The sequence below is a fragment of the Pseudomonas sp. PA-1-6B genome (assembly GCF_021609545.1).
GTDB lineage: Bacteria > Pseudomonadota > Gammaproteobacteria > Pseudomonadales > Pseudomonadaceae > Aquipseudomonas > Aquipseudomonas fluorescens_BV.
Window position 1 is genome coordinate 19,136 of record NZ_WJZM01000036.1, and the last position, 18,776, is coordinate 37,911.

Annotated in this window: 15 protein-coding genes; 4 read left to right on the forward strand and 11 right to left on the reverse strand. The window is 59.6% G+C overall.

Features of this window, described 5'->3' with window-relative positions; genetic code table 11:
* Positions 1-59: 59 nt before the first annotated feature.
* From GIV35_RS17480 to puuE, 8 genes are all read right to left on the reverse strand, one after another.
* Positions 60-845 (reverse strand): outer membrane protein OmpK, encoded by a 786-nt coding sequence (locus tag GIV35_RS17480; protein WP_003192827.1) that lies wholly within the window; start codon positions 843-845, stop codon positions 60-62.
* Between the two features lie 23 nt (positions 846-868).
* Entirely contained in the window at positions 869-1,240 is a 372-nt protein-coding gene (locus GIV35_RS17485) for a hypothetical protein (protein WP_236265071.1), read from the reverse strand.
* 44 nt (positions 1,241-1,284) lie between these two features.
* Positions 1,285-2,628 carry a nucleobase:cation symporter-2 family protein gene (locus GIV35_RS17490; protein WP_223024168.1) on the reverse strand — a complete coding sequence of 448 codons (1,344 nt, stop codon included), beginning with the start codon at positions 2,626-2,628 and terminating at the stop codon, positions 1,285-1,287.
* Positions 2,629-2,823: 195 nt separating this feature from the next.
* On the reverse strand, positions 2,824-4,107 hold the full coding sequence (locus GIV35_RS17495; RefSeq protein WP_105227531.1) for a urate hydroxylase PuuD: 1,284 nt from the start codon (positions 4,105-4,107) through the stop codon (positions 2,824-2,826).
* 51 nt (positions 4,108-4,158) lie between these two features.
* Complete coding sequence (locus tag GIV35_RS17500) at positions 4,159-4,662, reverse strand: ureidoglycolate lyase (RefSeq protein ID WP_014719295.1); 504 nt, start codon at positions 4,660-4,662, stop codon at positions 4,159-4,161.
* Between the two features lie 119 nt (positions 4,663-4,781).
* Positions 4,782-5,777, reverse strand: a complete 996-nt coding sequence (gene alc, locus GIV35_RS17505) for an allantoicase (protein ID WP_017137848.1) — start codon at positions 5,775-5,777, stop codon at positions 4,782-4,784.
* 41 nt (positions 5,778-5,818) lie between these two features.
* Positions 5,819-6,334 carry a 2-oxo-4-hydroxy-4-carboxy-5-ureidoimidazoline decarboxylase gene (uraD, locus tag GIV35_RS17510; RefSeq protein ID WP_014719293.1) on the reverse strand — a complete coding sequence of 172 codons (516 nt, stop codon included), beginning with the start codon at positions 6,332-6,334 and terminating at the stop codon, positions 5,819-5,821.
* Positions 6,331-7,257 carry an allantoinase PuuE gene (gene puuE / locus GIV35_RS17515; protein WP_198862310.1) on the reverse strand — a complete coding sequence of 309 codons (927 nt, stop codon included), beginning with the start codon at positions 7,255-7,257 and terminating at the stop codon, positions 6,331-6,333. Before puuE ends, uraD begins: the two co-directional genes overlap by 4 nt.
* A gap of 441 nt (positions 7,258-7,698) precedes the next feature.
* Between puuE and uraH the strand changes: the two genes are divergently transcribed.
* Complete coding sequence (gene uraH, locus GIV35_RS17520; RefSeq protein ID WP_034126134.1) at positions 7,699-8,052, forward strand: hydroxyisourate hydrolase; 354 nt, start codon at positions 7,699-7,701, stop codon at positions 8,050-8,052.
* Positions 8,053-8,210: 158 nt separating this feature from the next.
* The gene (locus tag GIV35_RS17525; protein WP_236265196.1) at positions 8,211-13,445 is read left to right on the forward strand and encodes a dermonecrotic toxin domain-containing protein; all 5,235 of its coding nucleotides are present in this window, start codon (positions 8,211-8,213) and stop codon (positions 13,443-13,445) included.
* On the opposite strand, the gene GIV35_RS17530 is transcribed toward GIV35_RS17525, so the two are convergent.
* On the reverse strand, positions 13,429-14,067 hold the full coding sequence (locus tag GIV35_RS17530) for a LysE family translocator (RefSeq protein WP_034126136.1): 639 nt from the start codon (positions 14,065-14,067) through the stop codon (positions 13,429-13,431). The genes GIV35_RS17525 and GIV35_RS17530 overlap by 17 nt on opposite strands.
* A 66-nt stretch (positions 14,068-14,133) precedes the next feature.
* Positions 14,134-15,480, reverse strand: a complete 1,347-nt coding sequence (locus GIV35_RS17535) for an NCS2 family permease (protein ID WP_034126137.1) — start codon at positions 15,478-15,480, stop codon at positions 14,134-14,136.
* 291 nt (positions 15,481-15,771) lie between these two features.
* Here GIV35_RS17535 and GIV35_RS17540 point away from each other — a divergent pair, with 291 nt between their 5' ends.
* On the forward strand, positions 15,772-16,374 hold the full coding sequence (locus tag GIV35_RS17540) for a glutathione S-transferase family protein (RefSeq protein ID WP_105229169.1): 603 nt from the start codon (positions 15,772-15,774) through the stop codon (positions 16,372-16,374).
* Positions 16,375-16,475: 101 nt separating this feature from the next.
* Here the strand turns inward: GIV35_RS17540 and GIV35_RS17545 are convergent, their stop codons facing one another.
* The gene (locus GIV35_RS17545; protein ID WP_223024171.1) at positions 16,476-17,372 is read right to left on the reverse strand and encodes a LysR family transcriptional regulator; all 897 of its coding nucleotides are present in this window, start codon (positions 17,370-17,372) and stop codon (positions 16,476-16,478) included.
* Positions 17,373-17,483: 111 nt separating this feature from the next.
* Between GIV35_RS17545 and GIV35_RS17550 the strand changes: the two genes are divergently transcribed.
* The gene (locus GIV35_RS17550; RefSeq protein WP_105227521.1) at positions 17,484-18,776 is read left to right on the forward strand and encodes a CitMHS family transporter; all 1,293 of its coding nucleotides are present in this window, start codon (positions 17,484-17,486) and stop codon (positions 18,774-18,776) included.

An 18,776-nucleotide genomic window follows, 5' to 3' on the forward strand; every position in this document is an offset into this window, starting at 1 on the left:
GGCACAGACATATCGCGATCGCAGGCAAGCCAGCTCCCACAGGGAACCACGATCAACCTTTAGAAGTGGTATTTGACCAGGAAGCTTGCTGTGTCCTGAGTCGTTTTGAATGCCCCCGAATCCTCGATCCCGTACTTGTTCTTCCAGTAGTCGTATTCAAAACCCACATACAACTGCTTGTCGCCCCAATGCAGCGCCTTGCCCAGGTCGTATTTGACCTGCGGGTTGAAGTGCAGGTTGGCGTGATAAGTGCCGCGGGCGTTCTTGTCGTTATCCACCACCCAGTCCATGAAACCGTCGATCAGCACGTCGGAATTGCCCACGGGAATAGTGTAGGACCAGACCGGAGTGATCTGCCACACGCCGTCACCCGGACGATTGCCCTCGGTCTGGCGCTGGTAGAAGTTCAACTGGAAGTAGTCGAAACCGGGGATGTTCAAGTCGAATGCCGGACCCAGCAGGTAGGACTCGTTATCGCCCTCGCCGAACTCATAGGTGAAGGCCAGCAGCACGTCCTTGATCGGGCCGAACGACAGGTCCTTGTCCAGGATCTTGCCGAACGACAAACGCGGGCTGAACTCGCCGTAGTAAGTATTCGGGCCGACATTGCCGTCTTCCTTGCCGTTGTAAAAGATACGGTCGAGGAAGAAGAAGTTGTCGCCGTACTTCCATGCGTCGGCATGTTCGAAGGTGACGGTTTGCTGGATCTGCGGGTTGACGGTAAAGCTCTTGCCCCACAGATAAGTCAGGCTGTTGTTTTGCCACTGCAACAAGTCACCGGCGACGGCCTGGCCACCGGCCAACAGTGATCCTGCCAGCATCAGGCCTTTGAACATGGGTTTCATTCGGTTGCTCCCGAGTTAAAGTTTTATGGTTTTTTTTCTTCTACGCAGACGCTCTGGTATGGCGCCTTTTGGTTCGCTGCAAAAATCGTCTGTTCGGTCAGCTTTAATGCTTTTAGCAAGAGCTGCGCCAAGGTGTTTAAAAAGCCAAAAAATCCCCGTCGGCTGCAGCGGATGCAGTCGAATTCAGGGGACTTTTGCGCACTTTGGCAGCAAACATCAGGCCGGGATAAGTTGGCCTTGAGGTCAGCTTTTACATTCGCTGTTTTTTTTTGAGTCGATTCGAGCGGGCGCGGAGAATACTGGCTCCCAGGCCTGGGCTCAAGTGCGCTGTAACAGAGCGCGAGGGGCAAGAATGGGGCGCGGCGTGTGGCCGGCCCCATGTCAAGGTTGTGCATGTGGGGGTTCCCTGTTTGTTGTTATTTTTGTACTAACAAAGGAATCAATGCGTATGCGCGACTTCGGGGCGCTCAGCGCCGCCGAGGATGTTGAACAGGATGTTGAGCGACAGCGCGCTGAGGGTGGCCATGGCGATGCCGCTGTGGGTAATCGGGCTCATCCACAACGGCAGCTGTGCGAAGAACTCCGGGCGTACCACGGGGATCAGGCCCATGCCGATGCTCACTGCCACCAGCAACTGGTTACGGCGGTCGGCGATGTCGGCTTCCTGCAGAATCTTGATCCCGGTTGCCGCCACCATCCCGAACATCGCAATCGCCGCGCCGCCGAGCACCGCAGGTGGAATTGAAGCCACCAGATAGGCCGCCTTGGGCAACAGGCTGAGCACGATCAAGAACGCGCCGGCCATGAGCGTGACCGAGCGGCAGCGCACGCCGGTCATCTGCACCAGGCCGATATTCTGCGCGAAGGAGGAGTGGGTAAAGGTGTTGAAGAAGCCGGCAAAGAACGACGCGCCGGCATCACACAACAGGCCGCGTCGCAGCATCTTCGGCGTGACCTCCTGGCCGGTGATCTTGCCCAGGGCGAGGAACATGCCGGTGGACTCGACAAAAATGATCACCACCACCAGGCACATCGACAGGATCGGCGCCAACTCGAACTTGGGCATGCCAAAGTGCAACGGCGTCACCACCTGCACCCACGGCGCCTGGGCCAGGCCACTGAGGTCGACCATGCCGATCACACCACATAGCGTGTAACCCAGGCCCATGCCGATCAGTACCGAGATGTTCACCCAGAAGCCGCGCATGAAGCGGTTGATCAGCAAGATCGTGGCCAGTACCAGGGCGGCAATCGCCAGGTAGACCGGCGAGCCAAACGTGGCGGCGGCGCTGCCCCCGCCGGCCCAGTTCACCGCCACGGGAAACAGCGAAAGGCCGATGGCGGTGATCACCGTACCGGTCACCAGCGGCGGGAAAAAGCGCACCACCTTGGACATGAACGGTGCGATGAGCATGCCGAAGAACCCGGCGGCGATGGTCGCGCCGAAGATGCCCTGCAAACCGATGCCGGGCATGCCGGCCATGGCGACCATGCTGCCCACGGCGGCAAAACTGGCGCCCATCATCACGGGCATGCGGATGCCCATGGGGCCGATGCCGAACGACTGCACCATGGTGGCGATACCGGCCACCAGGAGGTCGGCGTTGATCAGAAAGGCGATTTCTTCACGGCTCAAGCCGGCGGCCTGGCCAATGATCAGGGGCACGGCGACGGCACCGCCGTACATCAGTAAGACGTGTTGCAGGCCTACCAGGATCAGTTGCAAGAGGGGCAGCCGCACCATGGCGGGCGCGGCAGGAGTCTGCGTTTCTAACTGGGACATGCAACACCTCGAATCTTTTTATTTTTGTGTTGTTTGGCATTCAATTGCCGGATGAAACTTAATCTTCAAGCCATCACTGATCTCCCTTGTGGGAGCTGGCTTGCCTGCGATGGCGGTGTGTCAGTCACCGAAAGCGTTGGTGATCTGCCGCTATCGCAGGCAAGCCAGCTCCCACATGGGAACGGTGTGAAACAGTCAGTTGGTGCGGGCCCCCTGATTGATCCAGGTGCCGATCAAATCCCGTTCCTGCTGGGTCATCTGGGTAATGTTGCCCAGCGGCATGATCTGGCTGGCCACGGCCTGCGCTTGAATCCGCGCCGCCTGCTGTTGGATCTGTGCCGGTGTGTCGAACATCACCCCAGCCGGGGCCGTACTGAACAGCGGGCTGGTGGGCTTGGCCGAATGGCACACGGTGCAGCGTTGCTCGATCACGTGGTGCACCTGGCCGAAGTCCGTGGTGGCCTGGGCCGGTGCCGGTTCAGCGGCGGGTGCGGCAGGCGCGGCCGGTTTCAAGCCACCGCCCAGTGCGGTTTCTGGCAGGGGTTGGTACTCGATGGCAGCCGGTGCCTTGGCAATCGGTTCAGCCGGCTTGGGCCCGGTCACGTAGGCCAGGCTGATCATCGCCAAGGCGCCCACGGGCAAGGTCCATGCATACTTCTGGCTGTCATGCCGGGTGTTGAAGTAATGGCGCACCAACACTGCTGCCACCGCGATACCGGCCAGGATCAGCCAGTTGTATTGGCTGCCATAGGTGCTCGGGAAGTGGTTGCTGATCATGATGAACAGCACCGGCAAGGTGAAGTAGTTGTTGTGGCGTGAGCGCAGCAGACCTTTGGCCGGCAGCGCCGGGTCGGGCGTGCGGTTCTCGGCGATGGCCGCCACCAGCGCGCGTTGGGCCGGCATGATGATACGGAACACGTTGCCCACCATGATCGTGCCGATCACTGCACCCACGTGCAGGTAGGCACCGCGGCCGCTGAACACCTTGCTGAAGCCGTAAGCCGCCGCAATCAACAGCACGAACAGGATCAAGCCGAGCAGGGCAGGGCGTTTGCCCAGGGCCGAGTCGCACAGGAAGGAGTAGATGAACCAGCCGGCGAACAGTGAACCGATGCCCAGCAACACGCCTTCGGTACCGCTGAGGCTGCTGCCGGGGGCGAGCAGGTACAGCGTCGGGTTGAAGTAGAACACCACGCACAGCAGCGCGACGCCCGACATCCAGGTGAAATAGGCTTCCCATTTGAACCAGTGCAGGTTGTCCGGCATGGTCGGCGGGGCCAGTTTGTATTTTTCCAGGTGGTAGATACCGCCACCGTGGATCGCCCACAAGTCACCGGCCAGGCCGTTCTTGGGGTTGACGCGATTGAGGTTGTTTTCCAGCCAGACGAAGTAGAAAGAAGCGCCGATCCAGGCGACGCCAGTGATCATGTGAACCCAGCGCACGCTCAGGTTCAGCCATTCCAACAGATGTGCTTCCACAGTCTTTACCTCTCGCCTGTCACCCTTGTTGTCGGGTGATCAGACCTTCTCTTATTGGTGGGGGGCGAGGATCAACCGCTCATCCTCTTTGAAAAAATGCTCATCGCAGTTATTGCCTGTGCCACTGCGATCAACCACCAGGAAGTCATCCCGCTTTTCGATCGTCAGCACCGGGTGGTGCCAGACGCCGCGATGGTAATTAATGCCCTGCCTGCCGTTGGTGACGAAGGCGCGGACCAAGCCCGATACAGGTTCATCGCCAAGTGGCGCGACCACGATCAGAAAGGGGTTGCCGAGCAGCGGAATGAAAGCCTGGCTGCCCAGCGGGTGTCTCTCCAGCATGCACACGGTCAGCGGCATGTCCTGCGCGTCGGCGCGGAAGATGCTGATGATGGCGTGGTCTTCCGGCTTCGCGGTGTCGACCGTGGCCAGTTTGTGAAAGCGCATGGTCGACCCGTTGTTGATCATGAAGTGATCGCTGCCGTCGGTTTCGATAACGTCTCCGAAGGGGGCGAAGGCTTCTTTGGTCAAAGGTTCGATCATCAGTGTGCGCATGGCTGTCTTCTTATCCGAATACTGTGTTGTTTGGTCTATTGCTATCGCGGGCAAGCCCGCTCCCACATTTGGAATGCATTCACCTGTGGGAGCTGGCTTGCCTGCGATGGGGTCACCGCTTACTTGGCGACTTTGCCCAAAACCCGCAGGCGACTCACACCACCATCCGGGAACACGTTCAAGCGGATGTGGGTAATCGGCCCCAGCGCCTTGATCTGCTCGGCGAAGGTGTGTTCGGCGTGCATTTCCAGCTTCTGCGCCGGCAGCAGTTCGCGCCAGAACAGCGACTGGGTTTCGATCTGGCTGTCGGTGCCGCCTTTCACGAAGGCGCCCTGGATCGAGCAGGTGTCCGGGTAGTTGCCCTTGAAGTGCAGGGTGTCCACCACGATTTTCTCGATCTCGCCCGGGTGGCCCAGGGCGACGATCACCCAGTCATTGCCTGGCGTGCGACGACGTGCGGTTTCCCAGCCATCGCCCATGTTGATGCCGCGGCCCGGGTTGAGGATGTTGCTCATGCGGCCGAAGTGTTCGTCGGAACAGGCCAGGGCACGGCCGCCATTGAGCGCGGCGGCCAGGTCGACCTGTTCGTTGTCGCCCACCGAAGACCAGTCGCGGAACGGCACGCCGTACACACGCAGACGGGCCACGCCGCCATCCGGGTAGATGTTGAAGCGCAGGTGGCTGAAAGCCTGGTCGTTGTTGATCTCGTGGTAGTGGTGGCTGTTGCCTTGCAGCTCGACGGCTGACAGCACTTCCACCCACTGGGTGTTGGCATCCGGCTCGCCCGAGGCCAGGAAGCAGGCTTCCAGGGAAGCCGACGGCGGGAAGTTGCCGGTGAAGAATGAAGTGTCGATGTCCACGCCTTTGATCGAACCCGGCACGCCCAGGCGGATCACCGCACTGTCGTAGCCTTCGAAGCGCTTGCGGCGTGACTCCCAGCCGTCCATCCACTTGCCGTTGTCATCGAAAACGCCCTCCTTCCACACGGCCGGGGTCGGCTGGAACAGGCGGTTGGCGTCAGCGAACCAGTCATCGGTCACCGAGATGATCTTGGTGCCCAGGCGGGCGTCGGCCAGGTTGACGAATTTTTCGAAAGGTACGGCGTAAGCTTTCATTCTTCTTGTCTGCCTTAGATAGAGTGGCTGGGGATGGACTGCTAGAGGGTCAGTAAACGGAACAACGCGATCTTGTTGATCTCGTCCAGCGCGCACTTGAACTCGGTGTCTGCCGAGTTGTGGATGCGCGTTTCGAACGCGGCGAGGATCTGATGCCGGTTGCTGCCTTTTACCGCCATGATGAAGGGAAACTTGAACTTGGCTTTGTAGGCCTCGTTCAGCTCGGTGAAGCGAGAAAACTCTTCGGCCGTGCATTGGTGAATACCCGCGCCCGCTTGTTCATCGGTGCTGGCTTGGGTCAGTTGGCCCTGGACGGCAGCTTTTCCGGCCAGGTCCGGGTGAGCATTGATCAGCGCCAGTTGCGAGGCGTGATCAGCACTCAACAGGATATCGCTCATGCGCTGGTGCAGGGTTTCGATCTGGTCGATCGACGCGTCCTGGCCCAGGTCGAAGGCCTTTTCGGCCACCCATGGCGAGTGTTCGTAGATATCGGCAAAGGCCTGGACAAAGGCGTCGCGGCTCAAGGTCGAAGGTTTCAGGGTCTGGAACGCAGTCATTTCGCCGCTCCCGGGAAAGGGTGGGTTTGGTGCCAGTGACGGGCGATGTCCACGCGACGGGTGAACCACACCTGATCATGGCTTTTGACGTATTCAATGAAGCGCTTGAGCGAGGCCAGGCGTGCCGGGCGACCGATCAGGCGGCAATGCAGGCCGATCGATAGCATCTTCGGCGCTTCGGCACCTTCTGCGTACAGCACGTCGAAGGCATCCTTGAGGTACTCGAAAAAGTCATCGCCCTTGTTGAAACCCTGCACCTGGGTGAAGCGCATGTCGTTGGTGTCCAGGGTGTAGGGGATCACCAGGTGCGGCTTGCCGTTCGGGGTGTTGGGTTCCCAGTAGGGGAGGTCGTCGTCGTAGGTGTCGCAGTCGTACAGGAAGCCGCCTTCCTCCATCACCAGGCGACGGGTGTTGGGGCCGGTGCGGCCGGTGTACCAGCCCAATGGGCGTTCACCGGTGAGTTCGGTGAGGATGCGGATGGCTTCGAGCATGTGCTCGCGCTCCTGGGCCTCGTCCATGTACTGGTAGTCGATCCAGCGGTAGCCGTGGCTGCAAATCTCGTGGCCGGCGGCGACCATGGCGCGGATCACATCCGGATGACGCTGCGCGGCCATGGCCACAGCGAAGATGGTCAGCGGGATGTCGAATTCTTTGAACAACTTGAGGATGCGCCACACACCGGCACGGCTGCCGTACTCGTACAGCGACTCCATGCTCATGTTGCGCTCGCCTTGCAGCGGTTGAGCCGAGACCATTTCCGAGAGGAAGGCTTCCGACTCTTTGTCACCGTGCAAAATGTTGCGCTCGCCGCCTTCTTCGTAGTTGAGTACGAACGACAGCGCAATGCGTGCCTTGCCCGGCCAGTGGGGGTGAGGAGGGTTACTGCCGTAACCGATCAGGTCGCGTGGGTAGTCAGCGCTCACTGCAGTCTTCCTTCTTGTTCGTGGTAGCAGGTGTGTGTGGCGTCCGGGCAGTGAAATGACTGAGTGGCGTCACAGCGATGAGTGATTGTATACAACTTATTGCAAACTTTGTAAGCCTGCATTTCTGCATTTTTTCTGAACGGGCTCTCTACGGGTCTCTGCAAGAAACTTGCCTGAGTGGTCAGGTTAAAATGAAAAAGCCCACTGCAGGAGCGAGCTTGCTGGCAAATAACCTGAGGGCGCCACTTTTCACCCTGAAAGCCCGCGTCATCGTTGGCGTTTTTCGCGAGCAAGCTCGCTCCTACAAGGGATTGGAGGGCTGTTGAATTAATTGTGTACAATTTTTCTGAAAAGTGTCTTAATCAGCCATCGCCGGCTTTTTCACTGCCCTGAAAGAGTGCGGGTTTCTCTATGACTGACTTCGGGAGGCGCATAAAAGCCATGGGACGTTTGACCACACACGTTTTGGACGCCGCGCACGGTTGCCCCGGCAGCGCAATCAAGGTTGAGCTGTACCGCGTCGAAGGTGCGCAGCTTGAGCTGGTCGCTACCGCCACCACCAACAGCGACGGCCGCTGCGATGCGCCGCTGTTGCAAGGCGACGATTACCGCAGCGGTGTCTACCAACTGCAATTCAACGCCGGCGATTACTACCGCGCCCGTGGCGTGCAGCTGCCGGAGCCGGCTTTCCTGGATGTAGTGGTACTGCGCTTTGGCATCAGCGCCGAGCAAGAGCATTACCATGTACCCCTGTTGATTTCGCCTTACAGCTATTCCACCTATCGCGGTAGCTGAGTCGTCACCTCGCTTCATACCCCCAAATGCTCTTCGTTGGTTTCGCCCGCGCACACTGCGGGCTTTTTTTCGCCCGTGGTGTGTTCAACTATCTAACGCCTTTTGAGCCGCGACGCTGCCTAGGCTGGTGTTTGTCCTTCCATCAAGAAGAAAGCACCATGACTTCAACCATCGGCAACATCTATTCAGATGATCCGGATATCACTGCCGAACGCGTGCAGCAGCACATGCGCGATCAACTGACTCGGCGCATCAACACTCATCCCCAGCCCGGCCGCCTGGTCAACCAGCTCGCGCAGGCCGACCGGCGGTGTTTCCAGTCGACCAGAGTGCTCGCCCGCTTGATAGGTCATGCGCCCCGGGTTCTGGGAGTGATTCGTGCCGCGCTGCGCAAGGAATTTGAAATTGACCCCGACAGCCTGCTGTTTACCCAGGCGGCATTGCCGGGAGCGGCCGCTAAAGTTGACAGTTTGACCGACCGGGCGCTGCTGTCGCTGGCATTGCCTTCGGTACCGGACAACCTCAATCAATTCACCTCCTTGAGTGTCAAAGGCGATCCAAACCGTCGGCTGCCGTATACGCCTTTGCAGGTGTTGCGACGCATGATCGCGATGAACCTGCTGGAGCGGCTGCCTCAAGCGGTAACGGAATATTGGCAGGCTTTGGCGCATGGATCGTGGCACACACGTCAGGAACGCTGGGCTGAATCATACGCCGCAGCTTTTGCCGAGCAGGCTTTCATGGCACGGCAACTGGATGAGATTTCCGTTGCGGGAATGACCCTGGTCCAGCAATTGGTGGATGCCCCCGACACCGAGGCGCGCCAGCGCGCCGGGGGCAGTTGGGCCAGCGTGCGGGTAAGCCAATTGATGTGGCCAGGCTTGCCTGCAGTCGCGATTCCCGGGGCACTGCATATTTATCGAGACGGCGACCCCGAGGGTGCGCCGCATGTGATTTACCTGCCGGGCGTGGCCCGCCATTTTTACGAGTATCCGTCGTTCTTCTCGCTTCAATGCGGCCTGTTGGCGTTGACCAGTCAAACGCTGTTCGATGAACTCTGGCAATGCTTGCCATTAAAGCGTCGTCACCAATTATGCAGACCTGATCACCTGAGCCCAGCCTCCGTTGTCGTGCGTGGCGCGGCGGTGACGGAGGATGCGTTGGCGCTGAGCGCCCGGGCGTTGCTGGATGGCCAATGGGCGAATGAGTTGGCCTGCGCGCTGGCGATCAATCATGCGCATGTGTTCGCTGCAAGCAGGCCGCGGCCTGAAACGTTGTCGGCCACAGCCTTTCTCCGTTCGATCGAGCAAGCTCGCAAACGGCTGGCAGGCAGCGCCCGGCTGCACAACGTGTGCGACCAATTACTTACCTGGGACCGGCAACGACGGCAGCCGGAAATCCTGTTTGCCAGTGCGATGCCCGAGCTGGCCCGGCTTACGGCAGAGCAACAGGTCAAACGCTATGAAAAGGGCTTGGTTGGGTTGCTCAACCAGGATGATCTGAGTGCGCAGAGCGCGGCGTTCGAACAGGTGTTGGCGCTCGAGCGCCAGCGCAAGGAGCACACGCAGGTGCTGAGCGCACAGATCAAGGATGCGCAGCATGAACTGTTCGATTTGCCGTTCTGGCTTGCGCGCCCTGGGGGAGGGCGCAGGCGTGCTGCGCTGTTTTTGCGCGCCCAGGTCGAAGCATTGCGCTGTGAGGTTGAGTTGCAACACCAGCTCAAGCTCATATCCACGGCGCATCGTGACGTGATTAGCGAAGTGCTGGACCAGCCTGCAGCGCGCAAACGCCCTGGCAGTCAAACCCAGGTGCTGTCGGTCTCGGTGGGCAGCGCGCCGGATGCCTTCTATCCGCTGCATAACCTGTGGGTGGTGACTCGAGTGGCGGCGCTGAAAAAACCGGCAGGGGCAATTCCGGTGGTGCTGTATGCATTTGGAGACTATGGCGGGCTTATGGCTTTTTCCGGCCTGGAGGCGCTGACGCTGGGGCTCAAAGCGACACTGGGCAGCAGTGACTATTCCAGGTTATGGGGTTGTGTCGAACGGGATAAGCTCCACGACTTGCGCGCCCATGCGGTGCGCAACACGCTGGCTGTGCGTTACGAGCCTGTCGACATCAGCCCCACTGGTCTCTCGCTGAAAAACCTGGTGATGTACTACGCAGGTTTGAGCAAACGCATCGGTGGCATGGCGGGGCTTTTCGGCGAGGTGAAGGATGCGATGGTCAGCCGCTTGTTGTGGGTGGTCGAGCTGCACCAACATCTCGCGTTTCCTCCCAACCATGCTTTGAGCCAGGCGTTGGCCAATGTAGACGTGCTGCGTAAAGTTGCGCTTGAGATGAAAAGCTCCCCAGCGTGGCTGGCCAGCGCAACGCCTACCCAAGTCAAACAATTCCAACGCCTAAAGCGCAGGTACCTGGGCAGTGCCGCTGCCGCTGAAAGCGGGCTCGTGCAGATCCTGCCTGACCTGGACACCTTCGCCCGCAGTGCGTTGATCGCTCGTTTGACTGAAGACGGTTTTTACCCGGAACTGGACATCGACAAGCCGTTGATCGACTTACCGGATGACACCTACAGCAGTTTTTGTGGCCACGAAAGTCGCTGCATGCCGGGCGATCGCAAAGTCATCGTGACACCCAGCCTCAAACGCCACACGTTCAGCATGCTGCAACTGGCGTTGCATAACCTTGACTCGCAAGCACCCTGGACACGCCCGCGATTGACACGCGGCCGCTATCTGCAACCGCAGTGGCGCCAGCGACTGAACGCCGATTATCTGATCAACACCGTGTCTTCGCTGGATATCGGCGGTAATTACGCGATACGGGCCCACCGTGCATTTTACCCTGCGGGGGCGAGCGGTCAGAGGGAAGAACGTATCCCTGTGCTGATAAATCGCACGTTGCGGGACTGCGCGCAGATGCAGCTTTTTTCGGCGACCGCCCAGGGTTTGAGCGCCCAGGCGCAGAGCCTGTTCAAGGTTGCAATGGCAGCCCGCACGGCTGAAGACCTGTTAAAGAACGGGCATCGGCTGACGCTCAGTGTGGTTCATTTGGTAGGACACACGATGCTGCATGATCGTTACATCGCAGGCATTGTGGTGATGGCGGACCAGGCCAGCGGACGCTGCGTGGTTTACTGGCCGGCCGCGCCCCACGCGTTGGTCATCAGCGAATACACCGGTGTGGAAATGGCCCTTGCGGCGCTCAATCGTATGGCTGTAGAGCCCGATTACGTTAAGGTTCTGGCGCGACAGGTTGCACCGGGATGGGCATTCCAGGCCATTACCCATAACGTCGATGCAACAAATGAGAACAGCTCGATTTCTGACGTGGATTATATCCTCGCCGGTTTTTCGTTCATCGCAGGCGTGTGGAAGGGCTATGAGTTTTTCCGCTCATTCAAAATCACGCACCTTGAGCCTACGCCAGCGGTCAGTGAAATCGAAGCGCTGATCCACGAGCAGATTGCCAGTGCACCGTCGAACTGGTTGGCGGTGGTGCCCACCACCTACCGTGACGCCATGGCACTGCTGCACGCGGCCAGCTCGCTGGAGCTGCAAGGGCGGGTTCAAGCCGTCAGTAACTCCAGCTGGATGTTGGCGACTTATCGGGTTCAACGCCTTGAAGAGCAGAGCGAGGCCACCAGGCGCGGGTTGCTGGGTATTTTGATTCCGTTTTTCGGGAAGGTTAACGCCTTCCACGAGTTGCTGTTGGCTGCCCGACGCTATCATCGCTTTGGTGACCCTAACGATGCCGTGGATGTGGCGTTCATGACCCTGTTTCTGGCGGTCGAACTGGCGACAGACTTTGCGCCTGTTCCCAAAGTGAAGGGCGGTAAGGTCACAGGCATGCGTTCGCCGATGAAGGTTCTGAGTCGTATCCGTCGCTTGCCGATGGCAATGCGTAGTCATTTGCCCAGCGCGTCGTCGTCGCTGGTGGCGCAATCGAAGCTCTTGGAGCGTTTCAGAATCAAGGGTAAGCCCGAGGGCGCCGTAGCGTTGAAAGGACCGGGCAGGCAAGGCGTGCATGTCAAGAACGGCGAGCAGTTCGTCGCGGACGATACGCACCATTACCCGGTTTACCAGCGTGAAAACGAAGAGGTATTTCGCCTGCGAAATAGCCGGGAACCGGGGCTGGATGAGTTGGTCCTCAACATTCAAGAGCCTAAAGAGTGGTTGTTGGGCATGAATGCGCCACAACCTGGGCCCAGCTCCGGGGTGCATAACCCATGGCCCGTTTCCCCATTGCCGGATTGGCAACCCCCTCGTACGCGCACGGCTACTGAGAATCGGATTGTTCAGTCACGTACAACGGACACCCAGTGGCTGAGTTGGGGAATTCAAGTCAACCGCAGTCAAATTGTGGACTTCCCTGCGCCTGGAGTGTTTGAGGTTGGTGCAGCTCCCAGAGGTTCTTCGCTCAATGCCAGGTTTTTACGCGTGGCTCCTCCTTATACCGACATCCAGGATCCGAACAGCGTTTTTTACCGGATGCTCCCGCAGGGTGATCGTGCACCGTTGAACGGCCTGGTGTTTATCACCCGAAATGAGCCACCGGGGCGATCCGCGCTAACCGATATCATGCGCTGGACAAGCACTGATATTCGCGACCAGCCTATTCCCGTATCACGCTTGCCTTCAGGTGGGTGGCAAAATCATCCGGCACTGTTCGACAGGCCGTTGAGGCACTATGTGAGCATGGCCTTTCCCACCCTGACGAATGACGCTCGAACGTTTGCCGTCATAAGGTTGGTTGAGTTGTCAGGTCCTTCCCGGGCTGCCACGGCAAGCCATTTGCTCGACATCCGCGCGACGCTGGACGAATGGCTACCTGCGCCTCCTGCGAGGAGCGGCCAAACGGATGATTTACTCCGGATGTTGCGACCTAATGAACGGCGCAGCGAATATCTACACATCGGTTTTGAAGGCAAGGCGCCCGGCTTCACGCGTGTTGACTTCATGCCGCCTCATCCGTTAGACCCGAGCCTGCAATATGCTGTCAGACCGGTCAGGACGCAGAGGCTTGAAGCAGAGCGCGCCGCCGTCAGAACCGTGTTGGAGCAGCAGGGGTACCGCGTTGAGGACTTGTCTGTGCGACGCCCAGGGTTACCTCTTGGAGAAAGCAGTATTGAATCAGTCGTGACTCATCCCCGTTCGAGCACAATTTACTACGTGGCCTACCAATGGTTTGAGACAGGGCGAATTCGCGTGAGAACGAAGCTTTCGGACAAGTGGGTTCGGGTAGCCATCAACTCCCACCCTGACTCTCTTTTATTAAGGGCGGTTGACAACGCGATGCAAGAACAACGCTTGGTGCGGATTGCGGCCGGCATCCAGTGGCCCACAAAGGGACAGCTGGCCCCCACTGTTTATTTCGTCAAATTGATCCCTTAGCGTTGATGAGAGCCATTGCACCGGCACCGCCAAACAGCGCGGCGCTGGTGCGGTTGAACCAGCTCTGGCCCGAACCGCTGCGCAAATACCGCGCGGCGCCATGGGCGCCCAAGCCGTAAGCCAACTTGCATAACAGGTCGAGCACCGTCCAGGTGGCGATCATGATCAACAATTGCGGTAAAAACGCCTGCTCGGCGCTGAGAAACTGCGGCAGGAAGGCCGCGAAAAACAGGATGTCCTTGGGGTTGCTGGCCCCCAGTACGAAGGCCCGGCCAAACAACGCACCAAAGCGCGGCACAGCCGGGGACTGTGGCACTTCGGCGCCTGCGCTCGGCAGCCGCGATTGCTGCCAGCTTTGCCAGGCGAGGTAGAACAGGTACAGCGCGCCGACGATCTTCAGTGCGCTGAACAATTGCTCGGATGCCAGCAACAGCGCGCCGAGGCCAAGTGCCGAGGCGCTCAGCAGACAGATCGAAGCAAATACGCCGCCCAGAAACGCCGGGTAAGAGCGGCGCAGGCCGAAGTTGAGGCTGTTGCTGATCATCAGCAATGACAGCGGGCCGGGGATCAGAATCACCACCAGCGCAGCGCCGCTGAACAACAGCCAGGTATCCAGGTTCATCTACAGTTCTCCCTTACGTGCAAAAGCCCCACCCGAAGGTGAGGCGGTTTCTCAGCCCTTCCTGAACTACAGAAAGATGAACTTGGCGATAAAGATCGCGCACAGCACCCACAGGCTGATGGAAATCTCGCGGTACTTGCCGGTGCCGGCCTTCAACGCCACATAGGTGATAAAGCCCAGGGCGATTCCGTCGGCGACCGAAAATGTCAACGGCATCATGATCGCGGTCACGATGGCCGGAATGCTGTCGGTGGCTTCATCCCAGTTGATATGGGCCATGCTCGCCATCATCAGCATTGCCACGTAAATCAATGCGCCCGCCGTGGCATAGGCGGGAATCATGCCGGCCAGCGGCGCGAAAAACATCGCCGCCACAAACAGCACGCCTACGGTCACGGCAGTCAAGCCGGTGCGGCCGCCGGCAGCTACACCAGCAGCACTTTCCACATAGCTGGTCACAGGCGGCACGCCAACCATGGCGCCGAACACGCTGGAAGCACTGTCGGCCTTTAATGCACGAGACAGGTTGTCGATCTTGCCGTCTGCCTTGACTAGCCCGGCGCGTTGGGCAACGCCCATCAGTGTACCGGCAGTGTCGAACATGTGTACAAAAAGAAAGGCAAATACCACGCTTATCATGCTCACATTGAACACACCCATTACGTCCATGGCCATCCAGGTCGGTGCCAGGCTCGGTGGGGTAGAGAGAATGCCGTTGTAATGCACCAGGCCCAGGCCCCAGCCCGCCAGGGTCACGGCGATGATGCTGATCAGGATCGCGCCGAATACGCGGTGGTAACTGAGGATGGCGATCAGCAGGAAGCACACCGCCGCCAGCAGTGGGGCGGGTTCATGCAGGGAGCCGAGCTTGATCAGGGTGGCCGGGCTGTCGACGATGATGCCGGCGGTTTTCAGGCCGATCACCCCCAGGAACAGGCCCACGCCCGCGCCCATGGCATGACGCAGGCTGACCGGGATACTGTTGAGCAACCATTCGCGGATACGCGACAGCGTCAGGATCATGAACAGCACACCCGAGACAAATACCGCACCGAGGGCGGTTTCCCAGTTGTAGCCCATGGTGCCGACCACGGTGTAGGTGAAAAACGCGTTCAAGCCCATGCCCGGCGCCAGGCCCACTGGCCAGTTGGCGTACAGGCCCATCAACAGGCAGCCCAGCGCGGCGGCGATGCAGGTGGCGACGAAAGCCGCGCCGTGATCGATACCGGCATCGGCCATGATGTTGGGGTTGACGAAAATGATGTAGGCCATGGTGATAAAGGTGGTGAGGCCGGCGATCAGCTCGGTCTTCACTGTGGTGCCATGCAAGCGCAGTTTGAACAGGCGCTCCAGCCAACCGCCTCGGGGCGCGGCCAGATCCAACGTAGGGGCTTCGGTTTTACGGCTATCCACAGCGAGTACTCCTCAATCGTTTTATTGTTATTTCCAGCGCCGGTTACATGAGTGGGCAACCGCGCTTTGAGGTACTGGCGGGCTTTGTTGACCAAAAGGTCAGAAACTCGCACGAGGCGAATTATGCTTTTGTATACAAATAAAGCAAATAATGTTTTCGATTGTCTCGGCGAAAACGGATGAAAGGCCCAGGCCAAGGGATTTATTCTGCACGACGCCTTGAAACAAGCCTTCGATACCCGCACCTTGTGGGCGCAAGCATTCGGTCAGCGCGGCGAAAAGGGGAGCCCCATGTACAAGGTTTATGGCGATTACAAGTCGGGCAATTGCTACAAGGTCAAATTGATGCTCAATCTGTTGGGCATCCCGTATGAATGGATCGATATCGATATCCTCAAGGGCGATACCCAGACCCCGGCGTTCCTGGCCAAGAACCCCAATGGCAAGGTCCCGGTATTGGAGCTCGAAGATGGCACCTGCCTGTGGGAGTCCAACGCGATCCTCAACTTCCTCGCCGATGGCAGCGAATTTCTGCCGACCGAACCGCGCCTGCGCACGCAAGTCCTGCAGTGGCAATTCTTCGAGCAATACAGCCACGAGCCCTACATTGCGGTGGCGCGGTTCATTCAGTTTTACCTGAACATGCCCGAGGATCGGCTGGAAGAATACAAGACCACCCACAAAGGCGGTTACAAGGCCTTGAGAGTGATGGAGCGTCAGCTTCAAGCCACGCCTTATTTAGTGGGCGAGCAATTTTCCATTGCCGATATTGCGTTGTATGCCTACACCCATGTGGCCCATGAAGGCGGCTTTGACCTGGCGCCGTATCCGGCGGTGCAGGCGTGGTTGCAGCGGGTGGCCAGTCATCCTCGGTATGTGCCGATGCTCGACTGATTCACTCGGTCCAATGTGGGGCTGGCTTGCCTGCGATAGCGTCACCCTGGTGCCCCGGCTAAACCGAGGTGTCTGCATCGCAGACAAGCCAGCTCCCACATTCAGCGCGGCGGCGTGTCAGGCAGTGCTTTGTTGAGCAGTTCAAAGCAGCGCTGCGCCGCCGGGCTCAAGCCCATCCCGCTACGGCTGATCAACCCGATCTCCCGATTCACCCCGGGATGATCGATGCTGATCCGCTTCAAACCGTCCAGGCTATCGGCCGCTGACTCCGGCAACACACTGATGCCCAGGCCCTGGCGCACCAAGGCCAATACGGTCGACATGTAGTTGGCCTCCATGCCGGCGTTCAGCGTCAACCGTGTCTCATCGAACAGCGTGTCCACTTGCTCGCGCACACTGCTGTCGCGCCCGGTCAGGATGATCGGCTGGTCCGCCAATTGTTCCAGCGTCAGTTGGCGATGGCGGGCGAGCGCATGGCCTGACGGCACAAATGCGCACAAACGATCATTAAGCACGGGCACGAAGTCCAGGCCGTGGCTCAGGCGGGCGCGCACGCCGATGCCGAAATCCACTTCGCCGTTGCGGACCTTTGCGTGAATGCGCTGGGCCACCAGGTCATGCAGGCGCACTTCGATGCCGGCGAAGCGTTCGCGAAACAGGCGCAAGGCCGGGGGCAGGGCGCCAGCGCAGACTGAGGGCAGGGCGGCGATGGTTACCACTCCACGGCGCAAGGCGGCGAGGTCGCGGGAGCCGGTGACGATGTTGTCCAGGTCCAGCAGCAGTTTTTCCATGGGCCCGCGCGCCTCCTGGCCCGCAGCGGTAATGCTCACGTGGCGCGGGCTGCGGTCGAGCAGGGCGACGCCGAGCCAGTCTTCCAGTTGTTGCACCTGCACGGTGAGGGCCGACGGCGAAAGGTGTAACTCGTTGGCCGCTTTGGTGAAACTGCCAGTGCGGGCCACCGCGAGGAAGGCCTGGATGTGCTGGATCGAGTTTTTCATTTTGTTTTTCCGAACGTGCTAGGCCGAATATTCCAATTTACAAAGACTAACCCGCTTCCAATACTCCAGGGAAAACAATAACCGGCCAACCAGGCCGCCCTGGAGTAACCCATGCTCGCAACCCTGGGTGTCATCACCATCCTGTGCCTGCTCACTGCCGTCATGAGCAAGCGCCTCTCGCCACTGGTGGCCTTGATCGCCTTGCCGATCATCGCTGCGCTGATCGGCGGCTTCGGCCTGCAAACCAGTGCCTTCATCATTATCGGTATCAAGAACGTCGCCCCGGTGGTCGGCATGTTTGTGTTCGCGATCCTGTTTTTCGGGATCATGACCGACGCGGGCATGCTCGATCCCATCATTGATCGCATCCTGCGCACGGTCGGCACGCGTCCTACACGGATTGTGGTGGGGACCGCGACCCTGGCGTTGCTGGTGCACCTGGACGGCTCTGGCGCGGTGACCTTTCTGGTGACGGTGCCGGCGATGCTGCCGCTGTATACGCGGCTGGGCATTGATAAACGCATCCTCGCCTGCGTGTGTGCGATGGCCGCCGGCGTCAACTTCCTGCCCTGGACCGGCCCGGTGCTGCGTTCGTCGGCGGCGCTGCATGTGCCAGTGGCCGACCTGTTCCAGCCACTGATCCCGGTGCAGATCGTCGGGTTGATCTTTGTTTTCGCCTGCGCCTGGTGGCTGGGCCATCGCGAAGAAAAACGCCTGGGCCTGGGCGCCGGTTCCAGCGTGGAGGCGGTGCCGCAACGAGTGCTCAGCGACAACGACATCAAGCTGCGTCGTCCACGGTTGTTCTGGGTCAACCTGGTGCTGACTGTGCTGGTGATGGTGGTGATGATCGCCGGCTGGGTCGACCCGGTGGTGATGTTCATGCTCGGCACCGTGGTTGCGTTGTGCATCAACTACCCCAACGTGGACGCCCAGCGTGCGCGCATTGACGCCCATGCGAAAACCGCCCTGACCATGGCCAGTATCCTGCTCGCCGCCGGGGTATTTACCGGCATCATGCAAGGCACCGGCATGCTCAAGGCCATCGCCGAAGTGGCGGTGGCGCAGATTCCGGCGGGCCACGGCAAGTTGATCCCGGCCGTCGTGGGCTTTTTGTCCATGCCCATGAGCATGTTGTTTGACCCCGATTCCTACTATTTCGGCGTGATGCCGGTGATCGCCGAAGTCGGCAAGGCCCTGGGCGTCGACCCGCTTCAGGTGGCCCAGGCTTCGCTGCTGGGCGTGCACACCACCGGCTTCCCGGTCAGCCCGCTGACCCCTGCGACCTTCCTGCTGGTGGGCCTGTGCAAGATCGAACTGGCCGATCACCAGCGCTTCACCATTCCTTTCCTGTTTGCCGCCTCGGTGTTGATGACCCTGACGGCGTTGCTCCTGGGAGTGATTTGA